The 24,372-nt window shown below is 59.1% G+C and carries 18 protein-coding genes; 12 read left to right on the forward strand and 6 right to left on the reverse strand.

Annotated features, from left to right (window positions below):
* Positions 1–194: 194 nt before the first annotated feature.
* From H8E27_05430 to H8E27_05485, 12 genes are all read left to right on the forward strand, one after another.
* Positions 195–1,751: an arylsulfatase gene (locus H8E27_05430; protein ID MBC8325049.1), complete on the forward strand. Its 1,557-nt coding sequence runs from the start codon at positions 195–197 to the stop codon at positions 1,749–1,751.
* A gap of 54 nt (positions 1,752–1,805) precedes the next feature.
* Positions 1,806–3,518 carry a sulfatase-like hydrolase/transferase gene (locus H8E27_05435; GenBank protein ID MBC8325050.1) on the forward strand — a complete coding sequence of 571 codons (1,713 nt, stop codon included), beginning with the start codon at positions 1,806–1,808 and terminating at the stop codon, positions 3,516–3,518.
* A 62-nt stretch (positions 3,519–3,580) separates the two neighbouring features.
* A complete protein-coding gene (locus H8E27_05440) occupies positions 3,581–4,498 on the forward strand; it encodes a hypothetical protein (protein ID MBC8325051.1) in 918 nt (305 codons plus the stop codon).
* A 65-nt stretch (positions 4,499–4,563) separates the two neighbouring features.
* Positions 4,564–6,834, forward strand: coding sequence for a PSD1 domain-containing protein (locus H8E27_05445; protein ID MBC8325052.1), 2,271 nt, complete (start codon positions 4,564–4,566; stop codon positions 6,832–6,834).
* A 156-nt stretch (positions 6,835–6,990) separates the two neighbouring features.
* Positions 6,991–8,445, forward strand: a complete 1,455-nt coding sequence (locus tag H8E27_05450) for a DUF1501 domain-containing protein (GenBank protein ID MBC8325053.1) — start codon at positions 6,991–6,993, stop codon at positions 8,443–8,445.
* Positions 8,446–8,454: 9 nt separating this feature from the next.
* Positions 8,455–9,795: a hypothetical protein gene (locus H8E27_05455; GenBank protein ID MBC8325054.1), complete on the forward strand. Its 1,341-nt coding sequence runs from the start codon at positions 8,455–8,457 to the stop codon at positions 9,793–9,795.
* Positions 9,796–9,840: 45 nt separating this feature from the next.
* Positions 9,841–10,071, forward strand: a complete 231-nt coding sequence (locus tag H8E27_05460) for a hypothetical protein (GenBank protein MBC8325055.1) — start codon at positions 9,841–9,843, stop codon at positions 10,069–10,071.
* Complete coding sequence (locus tag H8E27_05465; protein MBC8325056.1) at positions 10,052–10,459, forward strand: PIN domain-containing protein; 408 nt, start codon at positions 10,052–10,054, stop codon at positions 10,457–10,459. Before H8E27_05460 ends, H8E27_05465 begins: the two co-directional genes overlap by 20 nt.
* A gap of 144 nt (positions 10,460–10,603) precedes the next feature.
* Positions 10,604–12,361, forward strand: coding sequence for a hypothetical protein (locus tag H8E27_05470; GenBank protein ID MBC8325057.1), 1,758 nt, complete (start codon positions 10,604–10,606; stop codon positions 12,359–12,361).
* Between the two features lie 6 nt (positions 12,362–12,367).
* Positions 12,368–13,051: a leucine-rich repeat domain-containing protein gene (locus H8E27_05475; protein MBC8325058.1), complete on the forward strand. Its 684-nt coding sequence runs from the start codon at positions 12,368–12,370 to the stop codon at positions 13,049–13,051.
* Positions 13,052–13,100: 49 nt separating this feature from the next.
* Positions 13,101–14,648 carry a sulfatase gene (locus H8E27_05480; protein MBC8325059.1) on the forward strand — a complete coding sequence of 516 codons (1,548 nt, stop codon included), beginning with the start codon at positions 13,101–13,103 and terminating at the stop codon, positions 14,646–14,648.
* 111 nt (positions 14,649–14,759) lie between these two features.
* Complete coding sequence (locus tag H8E27_05485; GenBank protein MBC8325060.1) at positions 14,760–16,163, forward strand: sulfatase; 1,404 nt, start codon at positions 14,760–14,762, stop codon at positions 16,161–16,163.
* An 8-nt stretch (positions 16,164–16,171) separates the two neighbouring features.
* Here the strand turns inward: H8E27_05485 and H8E27_05490 are convergent, their stop codons facing one another.
* From H8E27_05490 to H8E27_05515, 6 genes are all read right to left on the reverse strand, one after another.
* Positions 16,172–16,681 (reverse strand): hypothetical protein, encoded by a 510-nt coding sequence (locus H8E27_05490; protein ID MBC8325061.1) that lies wholly within the window; start codon positions 16,679–16,681, stop codon positions 16,172–16,174.
* A complete protein-coding gene (locus H8E27_05495; protein ID MBC8325062.1) occupies positions 16,678–17,715 on the reverse strand; it encodes a Gfo/Idh/MocA family oxidoreductase in 1,038 nt (345 codons plus the stop codon). The genes H8E27_05490 and H8E27_05495 overlap by 4 nt, the downstream gene beginning before the upstream one ends.
* Before the next feature lie 9 nt (positions 17,716–17,724).
* Complete coding sequence (locus H8E27_05500) at positions 17,725–19,869, reverse strand: S9 family peptidase (protein MBC8325063.1); 2,145 nt, start codon at positions 19,867–19,869, stop codon at positions 17,725–17,727.
* Between the two features lie 13 nt (positions 19,870–19,882).
* Complete coding sequence (locus H8E27_05505) at positions 19,883–21,349, reverse strand: arylsulfatase (protein MBC8325064.1); 1,467 nt, start codon at positions 21,347–21,349, stop codon at positions 19,883–19,885.
* A gap of 178 nt (positions 21,350–21,527) precedes the next feature.
* Positions 21,528–23,054, reverse strand: a complete 1,527-nt coding sequence (locus H8E27_05510) for a calcineurin-like phosphoesterase C-terminal domain-containing protein (GenBank protein MBC8325065.1) — start codon at positions 23,052–23,054, stop codon at positions 21,528–21,530.
* 2 nt (positions 23,055–23,056) lie between these two features.
* Positions 23,057–24,304: a PQQ-binding-like beta-propeller repeat protein gene (locus H8E27_05515; protein MBC8325066.1), complete on the reverse strand. Its 1,248-nt coding sequence runs from the start codon at positions 24,302–24,304 to the stop codon at positions 23,057–23,059.
* Positions 24,305–24,372 lie beyond the last annotated feature (68 nt).

The raw sequence follows: 24,372 nt of genomic DNA on the forward strand, positions 1-24,372 counted from the left end.
TCTTCCTCAGCATCCTGCATAGCATGGGCATCGAGGAAGAACGCTTCGCCGACAGCGCCAAGACCGGCGCCCGCGAAGTGTTTACCAAGGCGTAGGCTTCCATCGTAAACGGGGCAAGGTGGACCTTGTCCCTCCCTTGCCCAAACGGCGTCCCCGCGCCTTGCTAGTCGCGCACTTGCGTGTTAACTCAGGGCATGCCGATTCGTTTGTTATTTTTCTTGTGCGCTTCAGTGTTCGCTTTGGCAGCGAAAGAGGCGCCGAATGTCATTTATATCCTGGCCGATGATCTTGGCTATGGCGATCTCTCGCACGCGGGAGGCAAGGCGGCTACACCGCATTGTGACCGATTGGCGCGCGAGGGAATGCGCTTCACCGACGCACACACCACGTCGTCCGTCTGCACGCCCACGCGCTATGGGATTCTAACCGGGCGCTACAACTGGCGCAGCACGCTGAAGAAGAGTGTGCTTTGGGGCATGTCCGAGCCGCTCATCGAAAAGAAACGCCTGACCGTGCCCGGCTTCCTGCGGCAGCACGGCTATCACACGGCGGTGGTCGGCAAATGGCACCTCGGGCTCGGCTGGCAGATGTTGCCCAATGGCGAAAAACGCAAACCCAAAACCGGCGCGCCCAAGGGCGACGGTTGGCAGATTGATTACGACAAAAAAGTCACCGGCGGCCCGTTGGCGATTGGGTTTGATGAATCCTACATCATCCCCGCGTCGCTCGATATGTTTCCGTATCTGTATTTGAAAAACGACAAACCCACTGCCTGGGCCAACACCACCAAAGCCTTCCATCGGCCCGGTCCGGCAGCGGAGGATTTTGAAGCGGTCAATTGTCTCATCGATTTCGCGCGCGAAAGCCGCGCGTACATTGCCTCGCGCGCCGAGAGCAAGAAGCCCTTCTTCCTGTACGTGCCGCTCACCAGCCCGCACACGCCGATTGTGCCGTCCAAAAAATGGCAGGGCAAATCGGGCCTCGGCATCTACGGCGATTTCCTGATGGAAACCGATTGGGTCGTCGGCGAAGTGTTGGCCGAGTTGGATCAACAAAATCTCGCCGACAACACCCTTGTGATTTTCACGGCAGACAACGGCTGCTCGCCTCAGGCCAACATTCCCGATCTCATCGCCAAGGGGCACAAACCCAACGCCGACTGGCGCGGGCACAAGGCCGATATCTATGAGGGCGGCCATCGCGTGCCCTTCCTCGTCCGCTGGCCCGGCAAGGTGAAAGCCGGCAGCGCCTCCAGCGAAACCATCTGCACCACTGACCTCTACGCCACCCTCGCCGACATTCTCGGCCAACGCGATGCCGTTCCCGCCCGGGCCGCCGAGGATTCCTTTTCCATGCTCACGACGCTGCGGGGCCAAGCCAATCGCCAACCGCTCCGGCCTTTCACCATTCATCATTCCATCAACGGCTCCTTCGCCATCCGCCGCGGCCCGTGGAAACTCATCCTTTGCCCCGGCTCCGGCGGTTGGAGTGCTCCGCGCCCCGCGCAGGCGTTGAAGAACAAGGAATTGCCGTCCGTGCAGCTCTTTAATTTGGCCAACGATCCCGGTGAGCAAACCAATCTGAGCGCCAAGGAACCGAAGCGTGTTCAGGAACTCGTCGCCCAACTCGCCACCGCCATCCGTAATGGCCGCACCAACCCCGGCCCCACCCAATCGAACGAAGGTTGGCCGGCGACTTTTCATCAAAGTGTGACCGATCAATTCCCGGCTTTGGCCGCGCCGAAGAAATAGTGGCCGGATGCCGAACGGTCGGTACGGAACCTCGACGATCACATTATCAATGTCATGAAGCGATTCCTCCTTCTTTTCTGCGCTCTCAGCACTTCCGTGCTTCACGCGGAAGCCGCCGACAAGCCGAACATTCTCTTCATTGCCATCGATGATTTGAATGACTGGGTCGGTTGTCTCGGCGGTCATCCGCAGGCGAAGACGCCCAATCTCGATCGGCTGGCCGCGTCGGGAGTCCTCTTCACCAACGCCCATTGCCCGGCGCCGGCGTGTAACCCTTCGCGCACGGCGATTTTCACAGGCCGTTCCCCGCACCGCTCCGGCCTATACGCCAACAACCAAAGCATGCGCGAAATTCTGCCCAAAGCCGAGCTGCTGCCCAAGACCTTCTCCCGCGCCGGGTACTGGGCCGGTGGTTCCGGAAAGATGCTGCACTACTTCATCGACGCCCCATCGTGGGATGAGTACTTCCCGAAAAAGGAAACGGAGAATCCTTTTCCCCGCACGCTTTATCCCGAGAAACGACCGGTAAGCATTCCGCGCGAGCCGTGGCAATATGTCGAAACCGACTGGGCGCCGTTGGATGCCACCGACGAGGAATACGGCGGCGACCATCTCGTCGCGCAATGGGTCGGCCAACAGCTCGCCAAGAAACACGATCGGCCCTTCTTTCTCGCCTGCGGCATTTACCGCCCGCACGAGCCGTGGTTTGTGCCCAAGAAATATTTCGAGCCTTTCCCGCTGGAGTCCATTCAACTGCCGCCCGGCTACAAGGCCGACGATCTCGACGATCTGCCGCCCGAAGGCAAACGCCGCGGTCCCAACCGTTACTTCGCCCATATCCGCAAGCACGCGCAATGGAAGCCCGCCGTGCAAGGCTACCTCGCCTCCATTTACTTTGCTGACACCATGCTCGGCCATGTGCTTGATGCCCTAGAGAAAGGGCCCAATGCGGGCAACACTATCGTCGCGCTCTGGTCCGATCACGGCTGGCATCTTGGCGAGAAACAGCATTGGCAAAAATTCACCGCCTGGCGTGTGTGCACGCGCGTGCCGTTTATCCTACGCGTGCCCAAGGGGGTACCCGGCATGCCGACGGGCACTCGTCCTGGCGTCAGCGCCAAACCCGTCAGCCTACTTAGCCTCGCGCCTACGCTCACCCAACTCGCCGGTCTGCCGGCGCACCCGCATCACCATGGCCCGAGTCTGTTGCCGCTGCTGAAAAACTCCAACGCCGATTGGCCGCACGTCGCCCTCACGCATTTGGCCCAGCCCGGCAGTTTCGGCCTCAGTGCCGAACGCTTCCGCTACATCCGCTACGCTGCCGGCGAAGAGGAACTCTACGACATCCGCACTGATCCTTTTGAGTGGCGCAACCTCGCCAAGAACGAGCAACACGCCGCGACCCTGCGCCGCCTCCGCGCACTGGCTCCGAAGAAATTCGCCCCCGCCGCTCAACCTTCGCTGGACGCCATGCCCTCCCTGAAATGGATGCCCATCAAGGCCGAGGCCACCGTGCCCGCCTCCAAGCCGGTCGGTGGCGGCTTCGACGTCATCTTCGTCAATCGCCGCCCGCAACCCGTGCAACTGTTTTGGATGACCCCCAAAGGCGACCGACGCCACTACGCCACCATCGAGCCCGGTAAAACCAAGCGCCAACGAACCCGCCCCGGCGCCGTTTGGCAAATCGCCGATGGCACCCAAGCCGCCCGTCCGCTGGGCTACTTCCGGGTGGACGACCGCGCGGCCAAGGCCGTGGTGCCGCGTTAACCGAATACCGCGTTGACGGTATTCATGAATTGGCCGAGGCTGTTTTCCATCAAATCCAAATCATGAACCGCCTCCTCTTTCTCTGCGCACTCTGTATCTCTGTGGTGCCGCTGTCCGCGGCCTCCTCCGCGCGGCAGGCCATTGAGCGCGCGATCCCGTTTATTGAGGAGCAGGGCGTCGAATGGATCGAGAAACGCAACTGTGTTTCCTGTCACCGCATCAACACCATGGTTTGGAGCCTGAATCTGGCGCGTGAAAAAGGCTTTGTCGTGAGCGAGGAATTGGATGAATGGATCGACTGGTCGATCACCGCTTCATTCAGCAAAAACGATAAGGGCAAGATCGTCGGTCAGCTGAACAAGGAAGGCGTGGCGCAGCTGTTGCTCGGCCTGCCGCAATTGCCCAAAGCCAAACGCGCGAAGCTCGCCGCGTTGCTGCCGCATGCCCAGCGCGAGGACGGCACTTGGAAACCCGGCGGCCAATTGCCCGGCCAGAAACGGCCGGCAGCCGAGACCAGCGTCGTCACGGCCCAATGGCTTGCGCTGGCTTTGGCCGACGGCCCCGTTGCTGTCCGCGCCCGGAAAGCCGCAGGGAGTAGTCCGGCCGGTCAAAGCACCGAGTATTACGCCCTCAAACTGTTATTGGCCGAGACCTTCAAGACTCGGGCTGGCGCGCAGCAGGCGCTGCTTCAGCATCAACGCGCCGATGGCGGTTGGGGTTGGTTGACGCAGGATCCCAGTGACGCCCTCGGCACCGGCCTCGCGCTCTACGCCTTGCAACGCGCCGGTCTGTCGCCCGAGGCCAAGGCCGCAGTTCGGGCCCGCGCGTTTCTACTTCGGACCCAGTCCAAAGACGGCTCCTGGCCCGTGCGCGGCACCAAGGCGAACAAGAAAAAATCCGTCGAAGAAACGGCCACCTACTGGGGCACCACCTGGGCCGTCATCGCCCTGGCCACCGGCCTGCCAGCCAAAGGCGAGTAGGGGTTCAGGGGTCGCCTAAACTTGAGTTGTACCCGTATCTGGCATAGGCTTTCGGTTCTGAATTCATGATGGATTGGCGCATTATTGGGGTGATTTGGCTGGCGGGACTGGGAGGTCTGGCGGCGGCTCCATTGGATTTCGCACGGGACATTCGGCCGGTGTTGTCCGATGCGTGTTACAACTGCCACGGGCCCGATGCCAAGGCGCGCAAGGCGAAGCTGCGGTTGGATGACCGCGCGGCTGCGCTGGAGTCAGGCGTGTTCGATGAGGGCGAAATGCTCAAGCGACTGACGAGCACCGATCCGGATTTGCAAATGCCGCCGCCGGATTTCAACCGCGTATTGCGCCCGGCCGATCGCGCCAAACTGGTGCAGTGGCTGAAGGCCGGGGCCGATTGGCCGGAGGACGACCGGCATTGGGCGTTTGTGCCGCCGAAGCGGCCGACGGTGCCGAAGGCGGAAAACCCTGCGTGGGGACACAACCCAATCGATGCCTTTGTGTTGGCGCGACTGGAGGCAGCCCAACGGCAGCCCTCGCCGCCCGCGGATAAGGCGACGCTGCTGCGCCGGGTGAGCTTCGACCTGACCGGGTTGCCGCCGACGATTACGGAGTTGGACGCGTTTCTGAAAGACAACTCGCCGCAGGCTTATGAAAAAGCCGTGGACGGGCTGCTGGCTTCGGCGCGCTATGGCGAGCACATGGCGCTGGGCTGGATGGAGGCTTCGCGGTATGCCGATACCGACGGCTACCAAAATGATCGCCTGCGCTACATGTGGGTCTGGCGCGATTGGTTGATCAAGGCGCTCAACGACAATGTGCCGTTTGATCGGTTTGTGACGGAGCAGATGGCGGGTGACCTGTTGCCGGACCGAAATTTTTTCACGCAAGTGGCCACGGGCTTTAATCGCAACCATCGCATCAACTCCGAGGGCGGCTCGATTCCGGACGAGTGGATTGTGGAATACGTGGCCGATCGCGTGGAGACAATGGGCACGATGTTCCTCGGCCTCACGCTCACCTGCTCGCGCTGCCACGATCATAAATACGATCCGATTGCGCAGAAGGATTTTTACCGGCTGTTCGCATTCTTCAATAACATCGACGAAGCCGGGCTTGGACCGAACAACGGCAATAGCCCGCCGTTCATCAAGGTCCCCAAGAGCTGGCCGGATTTGACGGAGGCCGAGGCGAAATTCGTCACGCCCGATCCGGTGAAAATCAAGGTGGTGCAAACCTCCGTGCCGCGGCCGCAACCCGGCGCGCCGGATACCGTGATGGTCCTGCACGAACGGGACCAGCCGCGCCTGACGTATTTGTTGAACCGCGGCATGTACGATCAACCGGACAAGACCGAGAAACTCCAGCCCGCCACGCCGCCCGTGCTCGGCGCGTGGAACGCCAAGTGGCCGCGCACGCGCCTCGGCCTGGCGCAATGGCTGATGGATCCGACGCACCCGCTCACCGCGCGCGTCACCGTCAACCGTATGTGGCAGCATTACTTTGGCCTCGGCTTGGTGAAGACCAGTGAAAATTTCGGTGTGCAAGGCGAGCACCCGAGTCATCCCGAATTGCTCGATTGGTTGGCCACCGAGTTCATTCGCCGGCGATGGGACGTGAAAGCAATGCACAAACTCATCGTCACCAGCGCGACTTATCGGCAAGCCAGCGCTGTTCCCGATGCGCGCGATCCGGAAAACCGTCTGCTCGCCCGCGGCCCGCGCAAGCGCCTCACGCCGTACGCCATTCGGGATGCCGCGCTCTTCACGAGCGGTTTGTTGAATGGCCAAATCGGCGGCCCCTCGGTGAAGCCCTACATGCCGCCGGGCATTTGGCGCAGTATCTCCAACGCCAGCTACAAACAGGACAAAGGCGACAAGCTGTATCGGCGCGGGATGTACACCTACTGGCGTCGCACCGTGCCGCCGCCTACGATGATGGCCTTCAACGCCGCCGCGCGCGAGGTGTGCATCGTGCGCACGGACCTCACGACCACGCCGTTGCAGGCGTTGACCTTGATGAACAATAAAACGTTCGTGGAAGCCGCGCGGTTTCTGGCTGAGCGGATGTTGCAGCAGGACGCCACGCCGCAGGAGCGCATCGCGTGGGCCTTCCGCGCGGTGGTCAGTCGGCCGCCCACGGCGGGCGAGTTGAAATTGCTCGAGGCGGATCTGGCGTTCTACGAAAAGGATTTTGCCGCGCAACCGGCTGAGGCTACCAAGCTGTTAAAGGTCGGCGAAAAACCCGCCGACGCCAAACTGCCGCCCGCCCAACTCGCCGCCTACGCGCTGGTAGCCAACACCATTCTTAACCTCGACGAAGCGATCACGCAGAATTGAAACGATGAATAATCATAATTCTTTGTGCCCGCCAACGGACTCGCAGGCTCGTCCCTCCATGTACGTGCATGTTCTGGAGGGACGAGCCTGCGAGTCCGGTATAGATTATTCCATTTTCGAACCACTCCCCATTCACTGCTCACTTCCCCTCCTCACATGAACCTGTTGAACGAAATCCTGACGCAACAAACTCGCCGCACCTTTCTGGAGCGCGGCACGCTGGGGCTGGGTGCGATGGCGTTGGGATCGCTGCTCAACGCGCGCAACGTGGCCACCGAACATCGCAACCGCATTGGAGGCCTGCAGGATCTGCCGCATTTCGCGCCCAAGGTGAAGCGCGTGATTTATCTCTTTCAGTCCGGGGGGCCGGCTCAGATGGATCTCTTCGATTACAAACCGCACCTCGCCGCGCGACATGGTGAGGAAGTGCCCGAGTCCATTTACCCCGCCGAACGCAAGACCACGATGACGGCTGGGCAGAAATCGTTTCCCTGCGCGCCGAGCACCTTGAACTTTGCGCGGCATGGCCAGTCCGGCACGTGGGTGAGTGAGCCGCAACAGCACGTGGCCAAGCTCGCCGATGACCTGTGCGTGATTAAGAGCATGCACACCGAGGCGATCAATCACGATCCCGCCGCGACCTTGTTCCAGACCGGCTCCGTCATCCCCGGCCGCCCCAGCTTGGGCGCGTGGGTGAGCTACGGGCTCGGCAGCGAGAACGCCAATCTGCCGGCGTTTGTGGCCATGACCTCCAACGGCCGCGCCAAGGCTGGGCAACCGCTGTACGATCGCCTGTGGAGTGCGGGCTTCTTGCCCGGCCGTTTTCAGGGCGTGAAATTCCGCGGGCAGGGCGATCCGATTTTGGACCTATACAACCCCGCCGGCGTCACGCGCACCCAGCGTCGCCGGATGCTCGATGCGTTGAACCAGCTCAACCGCGAACAAGCCGGCCGCTTCAACGATCCCGCGATCGCCACCCGTATTGCGCAGTACGAACTCGCCTACCGCATGCAGATGAGTGTGCCTGAGCTGATCGACCTGAAAAGCGAGCCGCAACACATCCGCGAAATGTACGGTCCCGATGTCGCCACCCCCGGCCGCTACGCCTACAACTGTCTGCTCGCCCGCCGCTTGGCCGAGCGGGGGGTGCGGTTCATTCAGCTCTATCACCGCGGCTGGGACGCCCACGGCAACACGCCCAAACAGGTCGGCGTGCAATGTGGCGACACCGATCAGCCCACCGCCGCACTCCTGCGCGATCTCAAGCAACGCGGCATGCTCGACGACACCCTCGTCGTTTGGGGCGGAGAATTTGGCCGCACCATTTACTGCCAGGGCAAGCTCACCAAGACCACCTACGGCCGCGACCATCATCCCAACTGCTTCACCTATTGGCTCGCCGGCGGCGGCGTGCGCGGCGGCATCACCTATGGCGAGACCGACGACTACAGCGTCAACGTCGCCGAGAACCCCGTCCACGTCCACGACCTGCAGGCCACCATCCTCCATCAACTCGGCATCGACCACGAACGCCTCACCTACCGCCACCAAGGCCGCCACTTCCGCCTCACCGATGTGTTCGGAAAAGTGGTGAAGGATATTTTGAGTTAAATAAAAACCATGAAATCATTCATCCATTTACTCCTCATCACACTCGCGCTGTCTCTGACATCCACGGCGGATGACTACGCCGTGGTGGTATCCAAGGCTACGTATGCGAACAAGGACTGGCAATCGGTCGTCACCGCGTTGGTGAAAAAGCACGAGGCAAAGGTCATCGAGCACGATGGCGATGTTGCCGGCGCGCTCGGTAAACTGCGCGGGCAATTCCCGCGCTACACCTGTTTTGTGGCCACGCCCAAGGAAGCGACCGGCACGTTTGTGGCACAGGTCCATCAGCTCACGCGCAAGCTCGATGATGATCCCTACACAGACACGATGTGGGGGATCCTGACCGGCTACAATGCCGCCAACGCGCTGGCCATTGCCCAGCACGCCCAGCCGCTCACCGTGCGCAAGGTGGCGTCGGGCACGGAGATCGCGCTGGAATGTGTGACCGAAGGTTTGTGGTACGACGAGCTGGTGAAGAATAAATTTGTGCGCAAAAAACCCGGTGGACCGGCGGAGGAATTGCGCGGGCCCGATGACACCACCGAGGCGTTCACCAAAGTGTTGGCGGATTATGAGCCGGATTTATTTATCACGTCCGGGCACGCGACTGAGGGCGGTTGGCAGATTGGGTTTCGGTACCGGAACGGGTTCCTGAAATCCAAGGCGGGCCAGATGTTTGGCGAGAACACCCGACGCGAGCGGTTTGAGATCAAGTCCACCAATCCCAAAGTCTATTTGCCGATTGGCAACTGCCTGATGGGCAACATCAACGGGCCGGATGCGATGGCGTTGGCGTGGATGAATGACGTGAGCGTGATGCAAATGATCGGCTACACCAAGCCCACATGGTTCGGCTACCAAGGCTGGGGCGTGCTGGATTATTACGTGGAACAACCGGGGCGCTACACGTTGACCGAGGCGTTTTTCGCCAACCACCACGCGCTGATCCATCGCCTGCGCGATTCAGCCACCCCGCGCGGCGACCTGCGCGGTCTGGCGTTCGACCGCGACGTGGTGGCCTACTACGGCGATCCCAAATGGTCCGCCAAGCTCGCCCCGGGCAAACTCGCCTACGGCCAGAAACTCAAGCGGCAGGGCAACACCTACACGCTCACCATCACACCGAAGCAGGGCGATGCAAGCTTTGCCACCGTGAACAACAATGGCTCCCAACGAGGCGGTCGGCCGATCGTGGCCTTTCTGCCGCACCGCGTCAGTCAGGTGCAATTGCTCGAAGGCGGCGATCTCAGTCCGGTGATTGCAGATGATTTCATTCTCGTCCCGCGCCCGAAACAGGACGCCGGCAAGCGCAGCTTGCAGGTGAAATTCACAGCGAAACCAGTCAAATAACCGGCCGCCCTTGACGATTTATGGAATTGGTGGGATATTCCCACCATGAAGGTGATCGTGGATCAGAAACGGCGGGTGGTACTGCCCAAGCCGGCGGTGGCGGGCGATGCCTTTGAGTGTGTGTCGAGCGGGGGGCATATTCTTCTGCGCAAGCTCGAACCAGTGGCCAAGGCCAAGCCGCCGGTGGCGAAGCGGGCATTGAAGCGCACTGCTCTGCGCGGCATCGACTTGGACGAGCCGGCCTTCGCGCCATTGGATGATGAAGGCGCTGCTTGATACGGGCGTGTGGTTGCGGCGTTATCACGGCTTGCCGATGCGGCCGGCGTTGCGGCGGTTCTTGGATCAGGAAATCACGGAGTTCCATCTTTGCCCGTTGAGCGTGGCGGAAATCACTTTCAAGTGGCGGCGTGGGCGACTGAAAGGTGTGCCCAATCCGAAACAATGGGTGCCACACGCGCTGGAGAATTTTGTGCTGGAGAATCCCTCCGCCGCCGCCGCGCAACAGGCGGGGCAATGGGACTGGGATCATGGAGACCTCGTCGACCGCGTGCTGGCGGCCATCGCGAATGAGCAGAATTTGCTGCTCGTGCACACGGACACCGTCCTCAAAAAACTCGATGGGTTTCCCCAGAAATATTTTCCGAATGTTTCGGATTCCAAATGACCGGTGTTTGATAGTGGCTATGGCATCGTTTTGGTTGCCTGCCGATTTCCCACAAATTTTCGGCCATCACCGAAACGATGCCTACTATAAAATTTCTCCAAAATTACAGTATGCAGTTACTCGGAGGGGTGTTAGTTTTCGGCGATGAAGATCGCATTTCTTTCGATATTAATGACCAGCCTGTTTCTTGTCAGTTGTGGCAAGGGAGATGACCACGGGCACGATCACGCGTATGAAGAAGAAGGCGAAGAAGGCGGCGATTCAGGTGAATCCCATTCAACGCGGCCCAGCCGGCCAGCTTCGAAATTGAAGGTAGTGCAGGCTGCCGAGGCAGGAAAATCGCCGCTGAATTTTGCCTTGTTTTTGCTTCAGGAGAAAAAAGGCAAGCGCGGTTACGGGGGAGCGGTAACGCAGCTGACGGTTGCTTTGGTGGAATCGGGAGATTTGGAATCTGCAACGGAGGTGGCTTTGCTTTCTCCATCCGGACAAGGGTCGATGGGATTAGTCTATTTGGCTAAGAAGGCATCGGAGGCGGGTGATGCGACGCTGGCCTTGAAGGTTGCGCAATGGATTGAGCCTGCGGGGGATCGCGCCGTGGCCCTTTGCCAGGTAGCAAAGGCTCAGACCAAGGAGGGCAATTCAGCCGCGGCCATGGCCACGCTTCAAAAGGCCAGAGGATTGGCTCGCAACATTCCACAAAATGAAACAGCCAATGTCTTGATTGAAATTGCCTCCGCCCTGTTGGCGGCGGGTCAGAAGCAGCAGGCGGTGACGACTGGCGCTCAAGCCTTAAAGTCGATTCGGGCTGACAAGAATGGATTTAGAAATGCCAGCCGTTACAAACGCCTCGCCCGGGTATTGGTTGGGGCCGGGGAAATCCAAAAGGCCAAGGAATTGATCCAACCAGGCAAGGATATGTTTACGAGGACATTGAACGCCTCCGCGCGCACGGATATCGCCGTGATTATGGCCGAGGAAGGCGAGGTGGCGTTCGCCTTGGAATGGGTCAAGCGATTCCCCGGCCGGAGCGACCAAAAGAAGGCTGAAGCTTATGGCAAAATTGCCGAGGGTTTGGCTGAAAAAGGAAAATTCGAGGAGGCCTTGGAGGTGTTGAAAAACGACAAGTCCATGTTTTCTTCAAAGTCACAGGCTATGGGAGACATTGCTGTGGAAATGGCCCGGGCAGGAAAAATCGACGAGGCCCTTGCGTTGGTGCCTCAAATGCGCGGCGGTATGGCAAAGGAACCGGCCTTGCGGGCCATTGCCTCGGCGCAAGTGAAGGCCGGCCAAATGGAAGCAGCACTGGCAACGCTGAAGCAGGCGGATGAAGCGGCCGACAAGGTGGCGGATATGTTTCGCCCCAAGCGGGATGTGTTGATTGCAAGTGCGTTCGGATATGCGGAAGCAGGTGATAATGAAATGGCGGCCGCAAAATTAAAGGAGGCCGCAGCGGAAGCGATGAATATCAACGAAAAGCATATTCCGAACTTCATGGTAAAAGATCAATTCTTGGCGAGTCGATTGCGGGAAGTGAGGAAGGCGATGAACCAGATCGGCGACGAAACAGGGGCGGCGGCACTCTTGAAACAGGAATTAGGGTTGGCAGAAGGGATTAAGGATCCCCTCAGACAAGCACTGGCCCTTTCTGCAACAGCAGATTCCCTCGCAAATCTGGGGGAATACCAGCAGTCGTGGGAAACGATTCAGAAGATCACCAATGATGCCCAACGAAAAGATGAAACGAAGACCCGGGCCAAGTGGTTCGCTTACACGAGTGAGAAATATTATGGGCACTATGGAACCATGGACCGTGGAGTTGGTATCTCGCGTCTGAAAAAATCCTTCACCCCCGAGGAGCAGGCCTTCGCCAAGCAATTGGTGGAAGCGATGGAGGGGGAGTAAAGCTCTATGAAAGAACACATGATTGGGCTGTTACTGACCTTGGCCTTCGCCAGCTGTAGCAACCATGAATCCGCGGTCGAAATAGACGGACCCATCGGGGAGGTAGTGAAACGGCAGATTGGCGATGGCGGATTCACGAAGGAAAATCTTGCCAAAGTGGAGGGCCTGACGCTGGGCCGGACTATTTTGGGAAAGGACGTGTATGATCTGTCGCCTTTGGAATCGTTGCCTAATCTCTGGATGCTCAGCTTGAGCCGTCAGCAAAAGATTGATGACTTCGCGCCGTTGGCGAAATTGAGCAAGCTGGAACAACTAGACCTCTCTGGATGCGGCATCAGCGACCTGAAGCCGTTGGCCGAATTGGAAAACCTGACCCAGCTGCGGCTTTCGCAAAACAACATCGCAAACCTCTCCCCGTTGGCCGGTTTAACGAAGCTGAATCACCTGACGTTGACGGACAACAAACTCACCGATGAGCAGTTGAAACACTTGAGCAAGCTGGACAATCTCAAGTTTCTCAGCATCGGCAATAACCCCTACGGCGCAAACACCAATCGAATTACCCGCTTGGAGCCGTTACTGGGCTTGAAGAAGCTCGATGAAGTGATCCTGATGAACATCGAGGGATTGCCCGATGAGGAAGTCGACAAGTTGCGCAAAGCTCTGCCCGGTTGCACGATCCGCCGGTAGTCAGCCTTCAAGATTCCCACGCCGGAAACGGTATGATAGCTTGGCGTAAATGAAGCGCGTACTCCTTTTATTACTGCTAACCATTGGCGTGTCGGCTGCTGAACGGCCGAACATTCTGTTTTTGTTTTCGGATGATCACGCGGTGAAGGCGATCTCGGCTTATGGTGGGCCGTTGGCGAAGGTGGCGCCGACGCCGCATATTGACCGGTTGGCGAAGGAGGGGGCGGTGTTCCTGAATTCGTTCTGTGCCAACTCGATCTGTGGGCCGTCACGGGCGACAATTTTGACGGGCAAACACAGTCATAAGAATGGGTTCATGCGGAATGGAAATAAGTTTAACGCAGATCAGTGGACAGTGGCGAAGGCGCTGCAGACGGGCGGCTATCACACGGCGGTGATCGGTAAGTGGCACCTGAACACCACGCCGCAGGGGTTTGATCACTGGGAGGTATTTCCGGGACAGGGGAGTTACTACAATCCGGTGTTCATCCAGCAGGATAATTCGCGCCAACGCTTCGAGGGTTACGCGACGGATCTGACGACGGACAAGGCGATCGCGTGGCTGGAGAGCCGCAAGGTGGCCGGTCGGCAGAAACCGTTTTTCCTGATGTGCCAGCACAAGGCACCGCACCGTACCTTTGCGCCGGCGCTGCGTCACTTGGGGGCGTTTGATGACGTGGTGATCCCGGAGCCGGAGACGTTGTTTGATTCATACAAGAATCGTAGCGCCACGCTGGCCGGAAACGAGATGGAGATCGATCGGCACTTCGACTGGGCGTACGACGCCAAGGTGCGTAAGGATGAGCGCGGCGAGGTGAAGCTGCCCAAGCCTGACCGCTACGGCACGCCGGAGTATAACCGCATGACGCTCGCGCAAAAGGCCAAGTGGGATGCGCACTTCGGCCCGCGCAATCAGGCGTTCCTCAAAGAATTTGCCGGCGGCAAAATGAGCCACAAAGATTTGGTGCGCTGGAAATATCGCCGTTACATGCGCAACTACCTCGGTACGGTGAAGGCCGTGGACGAGAGCGTGGGGCGCATGCTCAAGTATCTGGACGACAATGATTTGGCGAAAAACACGATCGTCATTTACTCGTCCGATCAGGGCTTCTTTCTGGGCGAGCACGGTTGGTACGACAAGCGTTGGATGTTTGAGGAATCCTTTCGCATGCCTTTCCTCGCGCGTTGGCCCGGCGTGATTGCGCCCGGTGCCAAGCCGGAGCAGTTGATTCAAAATATCGATTACGCGCCGACCTTTCTGGAGATCGCCGGTCTCAAGATTCCCGCCGAAGTTCAGGGCCGTTCGCTGGTGCCGCTCTTCAAAGGCAAGGCCGAGAGCTGGCGCGACTCGCTCTATTATTCCTACTATGAATTCGGCGAGCACCGCGTGCCGCAACACTTCGGCGTGCGCACGGCGCGGCACAAGCTGATGTATTTTCCGCGCAGCGATGAGTGGAATCTGTTTGATTTAAAAACGGATCCGAACGAAATGCGCAGTGTCTATACCGATCCGGCCTACGCCAAAACCCGCGCGGCGTTGACGAAGGAATTTAATCGCCTGCGCCAGCAATTCGAGGCGCCGGGCTTTGCGAAGTAATTCGCGCTTGGACTCGCAGCGTCTGCCACCTTCTCACCGGCCTTTGGAGACTATTCCGAAGGCCGGTTTTTTGTGTCCAACTCCGCCCGTTCCACGTACGTTCGTGTTCCTATGAAACGGCAATTTCTTGCGATTCTTTTTTTGGCGGCGCTGAGTATTCCGGCCGAGGCGGCCATCAAGAATGTGCTCTTTATCATTAGTGACGATCTCAAGGCGAGCGTGCTTGGTTGCTACGGGGATCGGGTTTGCAAGACGCCGAACATCGATAAGCTGGCGCGGGAAGGAATGGTGTTTGAGCGTGCGTATTGCCAGGGGCTGATGTGTGCGCCGTCGCGGACGTCGTTCATGCACAGCCGTTATCAGGGCGCCGGTAAGGTGAATCTCGGTCAGCATTTTCGCGAATACGGCTGGTACAGCGCGCGGGTGGGAAAGATTTATCACATGCGCGTCCCGGGCGATATCATTGCCGGCACGCACGGCCTGGACATCGCGTCCTCGTGGACGGAGCGTTTCAATTCGCCCGGCAAAGAGGCGCATACACTGGGGCTGTATGCGTGCCTGAACCTGAATGTATTCACGACCGCTGAAGCAAATCGGCAATCCACACGCATGCCGCACCGGATGTTTGTGACTGTGCGGTACGAAGGCGACGGCTCTGATCAGCCGGATCACAAGTCGGCCACGAAGGCCGTTGAGCTGTTGCAGAAGCACAAGGATCAGCCGTTCTTCCTGGCGGTAGGCTTGGTTCGGCCGCATTACCCGATGGTGGCGCCGCAGCACTATTTTGACCCGTACCCGTGGCAGAAGATCAAGCTGCCCAAGACGGTGAAGGGCGACGCGCAGGACATCCCAAAAGCCGGGTTGGCCGGCACGCGGTCGGAGACGAACTCGATTGGCAACTATCCCGACAACCAAAAGCGGATGTGGACCGGCTACTACGCGTCGGTGGCGTTCATGGACGCGCAAGTGGGGCGCATCCTCGATGAGCTGGACCGCCTCGGTCTGCGCGAGAGTACGGCAGTGGTGTTCACCAGCGACCATGGCTATCACCTTGGCGAGCACGGCTTTTGGCAGAAATCCAACTTGCACGAGGAAGTCACCCGCGTGCCACTGATCATCGACGCTCCCGGTTATCAGCCCGGCCGTTCCCTTGCGTTGGCGGAGTTGATGGATATTTACCCGACCGTATCCGAACTGGTGGGACTCAAGGTGCCCGCTGAGGTGCAGGGCAAAAGTCTGGTGCCAGTGCTCAAGAACCCGGCCGCCAGCGTGCGCCGCGGGGCGTTATCCCTCAACCGCGGCAACTACGGCCTGCGCACGGCCGACTGGGCCTACCTCCGTTACAAGGATGGTTCCGCCGAGTTGTACGATATGAAGGCCGATCCGCATCAATTCACCAACCTCGCCAAGCACCCGCAACACGCCCAGACCGTCGCGCAGCTGGACACTCATCTGAACAATCGCCTGCGCCAGGCGGGCTTGCCGGGTGAGCGTAGTGGAAAGACGAAACAGTAAGGGCGACGTTATTTCGCCGGCTTGAATGATTCGAAAAACTTGTCGACTTGCTTGAACGCAGGCGAGTTGGGATTGCCGACGAGCGTGAGCTGGTACACGCGCGAGTCGACGGTGAACAGGCGGACGTGGATGTCGTAGCCGTTGGGGGCGGCGTCAGCGACTTGGAACGCCACCCCTTCGTGTCCAGCGTGCTTCACGGGTTTCGGGCCAATGAGTTTGCCTTTCACATTCTTGGGCATGCCGGTGGCCATCGCGTTCATGAGCTTGGCGGGCGTGATTTGTTTCACGAAAGCGGCGGGATAATCGTGCGTGGCCACGCGCCACACGGTGTCCTTGTCCGCCTTATGGGTGTGGGCTGTGATGGTGACAAGGCCGAACGAATAACGGTTTTGGCCCTGCTTCACAGTCACCTTGCCGGGGAGGGCAATGGTAAATTTGCCATCAGGCGCCTTGTACACGGGCCAGTCGGCTGCGGCGGCACTCGTTGCGAGTATTAAAAGAGATAAAAATAGTCTCATGAAATGCGGATGGCTTTTCGTTTTTCGGCGGCCTCGTAAATGGAGTAGACGACCTGCACGGCGCGGAGGCTGTCTGCGTTGCTGATGGGCGGGTCGGTGTCGTTGGCGATGGACTCAATGCACGCGCGGACGAAGGGGGTGTAACCGCGCGGTTGTTTGTTGCCTTTCCATGTCAGCACCTTGCCGGCTTGATCGCCTTGATGGGAGAGCCAGTGGAGGGGCTGATCAAGCATTTGCTGGAGGTGCAGCCAGCCTTCGCTACCCCAGATTTTGATGTGAGAATGATAGCCGCGTTTTAAATAGTATCCAGAGGAGAGGGTGCCGAGGAAGCCGGCATCAAACTGCAGGGTGGCAGTCGCGGAATCCTCCACATCAATCGGCTGCCCGCCGACGTTGGCGATGTGGCCGGTCACCTCGGCGATGTCGGCCCCAGTAACGTATTGTGCAAGGTCGAGCCAGTGGATGCCGAGCCAAACAAGATGCCCGCCGCCTGCGCGTTTCTTTTGCGCGTACCATTGGGTGTGATACGCTTTGTTTTGGAGGCGTGTTTGGTCGGCGATGAGATGCATCTCCAGCCCGTAAATCTTTCCGATGGCGCCATCGGCAATAAGCGTTCGCGCAGCGGTGATTTCCGGATTCACCCGATTAGCCAGCGCGAGCATGACGTGCAAATGCTTGCCGTCGGCCTTCTTCACCAGCGGCGCGAAATCCTCCGCGCGCAGGCACGCCGGTTTCTCCGCGAACACGTGGCACCCCGCCTCCAGCGCGAGATCGATGACTGGGGGAGCAATGCGTGCCTCCATCGTCACCATCGCCATCGACGGATTTTCCTTTGCGAGCATTTGTTTTGCGTCCCGATGGACGGCCTTCAATTTGCCGCCGAGCACCTTGCGAGCGCGCTCCACCCAATGCCCGTCGGGGTCGGCCAACACCACGGCCCCGCACGCCTCCGTGTCGCGCAACGCATTCAAATACGCGCCCACATGCGCGCCGGTTTGGTTGGTCAAAATAGCGACATTGATTTTCTTGGGCATGGTCTTCCTTTAGTCCGTCTTGCTTGCGCCATTTATAATAATCGGCTCGGGCTTCAGATGACGGTGGAGATACAGCCAGCGAAGGCTGCTTGAATGGCTGATGAGGCCATGTTTGCTGCGGGGGTAAATCATCATGTCAAATTGCTTGCCCGCACGTTGGAGGGCGTCGGCGAGTTGCCACGTATTGGCGGGGTGCACGTTGTCGTCGATGAGGCCGTGCAGCAGCAAGAGTTTGCCTCTTAGATTTTTTGCGCGGGTAAGGCAGGAACCGGCGCGATAGCCGTCCGGGTTTTCCTTGGGTGTGCGCATGTAGCGTTCAGTGTAAATGGTGTCGTAATTTTTCCAATCGGTCACCGGCGCGCCGGCCACGCCGACGTGGAAAACTTCCGGATAACGCAGCAACGCCAACGCACTCATATAGCCGCCGTACGAATGACCGGCAATGCCCACGCGCGTGGCATCCACGTACGCGCGCTTGGCGAGGTGGCGCACGCCGGCGGCTTGGTCGTCGAGATCCACCGTGCCAAGTTTGAGATAGCCCGCCGTTTCAAACGCCTTGCCACGCGCGGCAGTCCCACGGTTTGCAAAGGTGGCCACGAGAAAACCAAACTCACAATATGGATTCGCCGCCGAATAATGATTGGACACGCCACGCGAACTCGGCCCGCCATACACGCTCACCAACAGCGGGTACTTACGCTTGGGATCAAAGTTTGCGGGCTTGTACAATGTGCCGTAAAGCATCGTTTTGCCGTCCGCCGCTTTGCAGGCAAACAATTCCGGCTTGGCGAGCCTCAACTCGGTCACCATTTTTTTGTCGGCATCCGATCGCTTTGTCAGCACGACAATTTCGTTGCCTTTCGTATCAAACAACGCCATCACCGGCGGCACGCCCACCGCTTCGCGTCGGGCCACGAACCATTTGTGGTCGGGCGAAATGTTGAATGTACTATAATAAAGAGCATTGCGCGTGAGCCGCGTGTGGCCGGTGCCATCAAGCCGTACACGATGCAAGTGATCGTTGAGAGGATTCCCACCACTGCGCGCGGTGAAATAAAGCCAGTCGGCTTTTTCATCCACCTTCACAATCGAAGTGACCGGCTTGCCGTTCAGGTTCGAGAGCGACCTCAGCCGCGAGCCGTTGAGATGGCGCAGCTCGTACTGCTTCCAACCAGTGCGTTCAGTTTCCCAAATGAACCGTTTTTTGTCATCTAGAAACCGCAGCAATGGCCGGTTGTTTTGCCATGCCGGTTGCTTCTCGGTCACCACGATGCGTGTACGGCCGGTGGCAGGATCGGCGGCCACAATCTCCAGCGTGTCTTGTCGGCGGTTGGTACGATTGAAAAGCAGTGCCGATCCGTCGGGCGCGAAGCGGGCGTTGAAAATATATTGCGTGGGATCGCCGCCCACATTCACGCGCGTGGTGCGGCGCGTTTGGCGGTCGTAAATCAGCAGACCCGCAACCGGATTGGCGTCGCCGGATTTCGGATAACGCACCGTTTGCACTTCGGTGTAGTTGGCGGTGTTGCCGGTGGTAAGGTGGTAATCGCGCAGGTGCCGCTCGTCCATTTCATAAAATGCCAACCGCCGACTGTCGGGCGACCACCACATCGCGGTGCGTTGATGCAGCTCCTCGCCATAAACCCAACACGCGGTGCCGTAGCGAAATTTTTCCGCGCCTCCGGAGGTCACGCGCGTGGCATTTACATCCGCCGGGCCGGGCTTGGGGGCGCCCTTCGCCGGTGCGGGTTCGATGAACACATTGAAGTTTGCGTGCCGCGCCACCCATTTGCCGTCGGGCGAAGTCACCCAAGTGGATTGCAACGCGCGCCCCACGCGATGAAAACGCACCGGCAAATGTGGCGTTGGCTTGGTTTTTGATGGCTTGCCGAGATCTGTTTCAGAAAAATCGGCGAGGCCCAAGCGAATCTGTTTGCCGCCGCGCACAAAACTCATCGAACGGCCATCGTCCGCCCATTCAACACGGCTCACGCGGCCAGCGCCACTCAACATCGCTGTAGCCTCGCGGACACGTTGAAAGCTCTCAAACCCAGGCAAAGGCGCCAGCGGATGGGGCGGCGGTTTTTTCTCCGCCGATTCCGCCGCGCAGCAGCTGACTGCGAGCCACGAAAAAATTTTCAGCCAACGATTCATCAACGGGGTGCAACTAATCGATCGGCTTGAAGGGGAAATCCGCTGACGGACTATGTTCCGACTGCATCAGCCTCCGAATTTGGTCCACCACCTTGGGGTGCTGCGCGGCAACGTCTTTGGATTCGGCGATGTCGGTTTTCAAATTGAAGAGCTGAATCTTGAGCGGGGTCTTGTTATTTTTACGGAGCATATTTTGGCGCACACCTTTCCAGTGCCCCATCCAGACCGCCTGTTGGCCGCCATAACCGGTAAATTCGCGATACAAAAAATCGCGCGGGTCTTGTTTTTTGCCAAGCAACGTGGGCGCAATGCTGATGCCGTCGATATCGATGGATGCCGGAGCGGATGCCCCGATCAAATCCAGCACAGTGGGCAGCCAATCCTCCAGGCCGGTGCGATAATGAGACGTGCTGCCGGCTTTGATTTTGCCGGGCCACTTGACGATGAGCGGTACGCGGATACCGCCTTCGTAGAGCGAGCCTTTCAGGCCGCGCAAGGGCTTCACGCTTTCAAAAAAATCGTAATCCACTTCGAGTTTCAAATGTGTGGTGCCGTTGTCGGAGGTGAAGATGACGATGGTATTTTTTTCGAGGCCGAGTTCTTTAACGAGGTTGAGCACGTTGCCAATGTAGCGATCCATGCGGGTGATCATCGCGGCATACGCCGCGCGCGGCGTGAAGTGAGGCGTGTAGCCGTAGCCTTTGGCGCGGGTGAAGGGCGGATCATTCCATTTCTGCGCGAGGTAGGGCTTAAGTTCCTCATCGGGCACATGCAGCGCCACGTGCGGTATGACGGTGGGGTAATAAAGAAAAAATGGCCGGTCCTTGTTTTTTTTCACAAACGCCAAGGCACGATTGTTGATGCGATCGGGCGCATAGTCTTGTCCTTTAAAAATATCGTAGCTGCGCGGATCGCCGGCATCCGCACCTTGCGGCAACGAAGCATGACCGGGCACGGGTGGCTTATTGTTGAGCGCGTACTTTTCTTTGTTGCTCCAAAGATAGGGCGGATAATAGCTGTGCGCGACACGCTGGCAGTTGTAGCCAAAAAAACGGTTAAAACCCTGATGCATAGGATCGCCCGTGGAGCCCGGGCCGCCCAAGCCCCATTTGCCGAACGCGCCGGTCACGTAGCCTTGCGCTTGCAGTAGCTCACCCATCGTCACCTCGTTGGCCGGGATGGGATGCTGACCTTCGGGCTTGAATTCCTTGTTGTTGCGCACGAACGCGTGGCCGGGATGTTTGCCGGTCATCAACACACAACGCGACGGCGCGCACACGGCGTTGCCGGAGTAATTGGCCGTGAATCGCATGCCCTCGCGCGCGAGTTGGTCGAGGTGTGGCGTCTTGATCTTCTTTTGTCCGTACGAGCCCAGCTCCGTCCAGCCGAGGTCATCGGCCATGATGAAAATGATGTTGGGCTTATCCGCCAGCAACGCGGGCACGAGGGTCAACAGGCACAGAAAAACTAGACGCTTCATGGTGTGCCGCAAGCTTGCCACTTTGGGACGGGGTTTTGCAACCAATTCACCACAGAGGCACAGAGTGTTTGATGAAAGCGGACTCGCAGGCTCGTCCTCCAGCAAAACTCAATGGAGGGACGAGCCTGCGAGTCCGTTGATTTTTCTCTGTGCTCTCTGTGCCTCTGTGATGAAAAAATCATTCCACCCGCAGGATGCGTTTAGCGGTGTATTCGCGGCCGTACATGTCGCGCGTGACGGCTTCGAGGAGGTGGGCTCCCTTGGGTAGCTTGGCGGGTAGGGGGCCTTTCCAGAGATGATACGAATCGCGCGCGGGGCTCAGTTCGGGCGATACCTTGGCGAGCTTCTCCGCGGCGTGCAGTTGCACGTAATAAGGGTCCGGCTCGATCGTCTTTTTCAGCGGTGTCCATTTGCCCCCGTTCACGCGCAGTTTCACAGTGGATTTCTCCGAACCGGCAAACACATTCACATACACGGACGTCTTGGCCACATCAGCGGCGGCGAGCGCCACGGGCGCGTGGATGCGTAGCTGGTGGTTGGCGGGGAACCGCGAGGCCTTGAAATCAAAGGTAGCCTTGGCGCCGTCGAAGGTGATGATCGAATAGCCGTTGGGCGCGCCGTCGCGCATGGTCGTGTGCGGAATGCCGCGCTCGTCCTTGGCGCCTTTCCACCACGTGCCGCTCACGGTGACGTTGACGATGTGATGATGCGGTTTCGCTCCCATCCAGCCGTCGCCACGGTCAATAAACTGGTGCGCCTGCCAGTGCGTGTGGCCGGAAATGCTCAATGTGTACGGGCGCTTTTCGATCAAGCGATACAGTGCCTGCCGATCGCCCGTGCCGGTGAGCGGGATGTGCATCATGAGCATCACCAGTCGATCTTTTGGAACCCGCGCGAGGGAGGCTTTCACGAAGGCGAGCTGCCGCTTGCCAAACGCGCCGCGGTAGGCCGATCGCTTGCGCGCCTCGTCGTGGTACCAGTCCACGTTGTCCAGCACGATGAAGTGCACCTTGCCGTAGTCATACGAATAATACGGCGGCCCGTACACGCGTTCGAAAGTTTCATCCGAAAGATGATCGAGCTTCGCCTCACGGTTCACGTCGTGGTTGCCGATGACGTTGTACCAAGGGATGCCGATCAGCGCCACGGTGCGGTTCAGACTACTGAAGAGCGACAGGTCATCAAACATGATATCGCCCAACGTCACGCCAAACTTCGCGTCCGTGCCCACCAGCTCCGCGACCACGTCATTGGCGATGTAATCAATCTGCGTCTGCGACGTCGGTTGCGGGTCGCCAAAGAACACCGCGCGAAATTGGTCCGGCTCCGCCTGTTTGCGTAACGGAAAATCAATCGACTTCGGCAACGGCCCCGTCGGCTTGCTTCCCGGGAAACGCGAGGGCGGCGAGCCTTTCGGTTTATGGATGTAATGAAACTGCGGCAGCTTGTGCGCGTTGAGCGGCGTCATCCAGCCGCTGGGCTTGAGCACAAACAGAATCGTGTCGTCAGTCACCGGCAATTTCCAGCGCCCGTCCGCATCCGTCTCCACAATCGCCTCGCCATTGGACACGCCCACCCCCGCGAGCCCCTTCTCGCCCGCATCGCGCTGGTCATTTCCGTTGGCATCGTTGAACACAGTCCCCGAAGCCATTTCCGCTGCCCAAGCAATGCTAGCGGTACAAAATAGAGTGATGATCGTTTTCATTTTTAATTTTTCCCAATGCAAAACAGCCACTCCTGTCGGCCGCCGCGCTTGGCGGTGACTCGGAGGTAGAGGCGGCTGCCGCTGATAACCGGGGAGGCGTACATTTCCTCGCCAAGTTGATTGGTGGCCAGCAACTTGAACTCTTTCGGGTCCGTGCTGAACACGTAGCTTTTGCCCGCGAGATTGGTGGCGTAAATGCGGTTGCCGGCGAGAACAGGCGAGGCGAAAAAGGCGCCGCCGAGTCGTTCTTTCCAGCGCTCCTTGCCGGTAGCCGAATCCCAGCACACTGCAAAACCGGCATCCATCGTGGCGTAGAGTTGATCGCCCTTCACGAGCATGGAGGGCACATACACGCGCGCGGTGTTTTGCCAGGCCACCTCGCCGGAGCCGTCGGCCTCCACGGCCATGGTGTGATTCTTCGGCCAGCCGCCGCTGATGAACACGCGTTTGCCGTCGGTCACCGTGGTGGTCACGCACTCCTGGGTGCTGCCCTTTATCTCCCAATGCTTCTTGCCCGTGAGCGGGTCGAGGCTGGTGATGAGTTCCGCACCGGCAAACACCATCTGCAATTGGTCATGGGCGGTCACCATCACCGGTGTGGTGTAGTTCGGATACTTCGGCCGCTGAATGCGCCACAGCTCCTTGCCGGTCTGCTTGTTGAACCCGACCACCGCGCCGCCGATCTGTTTGCTGTCCGCCTTGGCCACCACTACGTTTTGATACACCATCGGCGAGGTGCCGAAGCCCTGATGAATCACGTAATCGCTCACCGATTTTTGCCAGCGCACCTTGCCGTCCATGCCCAGCGCCGTGAGAAAGACCTGCTTGTCATTCGGGAAGGACACGTACAACTGCTCCCCATCGCACACCACTGATGACGAGGCATGCGACGCGTGTTTGTTGCCGCCCTTCAAAAACTTGCCCGTGTGTACCGGCGTCCGCCAAATCAGTTTCCCCGTCGCCTTCGCGAGGCAGAGCACCGATTGCACCTGCGAATCCGCCTCCGCCGTGGCGAGATAAATGCGGTCGCCCACAATCGTCGGCGTGCTGTGCCCGCGCCCCGGCAGCGCGATCTTCCAAGCCACATTCTCCTCCGGCCCCCATTTCACCGGCAACCCTTCCACCGCCTGCGCATGCCCATCGCCCTGCAGCCCCCGCCAAGCCGGCCAGTCGGTGGGTTGAAACTTAAACGGCGCGGCCGAGAGGATGGTGGCTCCGGTCAACAGGGAAAATAGAATCGTCTTTTTCATCGGCGAAGGAGTGAACGCCAAAAGCCTCGCGGCAAATCCCGATGGCGGCAAGGTGAAAAGTCTCACGC

The sequence above is a fragment of the Limisphaerales bacterium genome, assembly GCA_014382585.1.
Classification (GTDB): domain Bacteria; phylum Verrucomicrobiota; class Verrucomicrobiia; order Limisphaerales; family UBA1100; genus JACNJL01.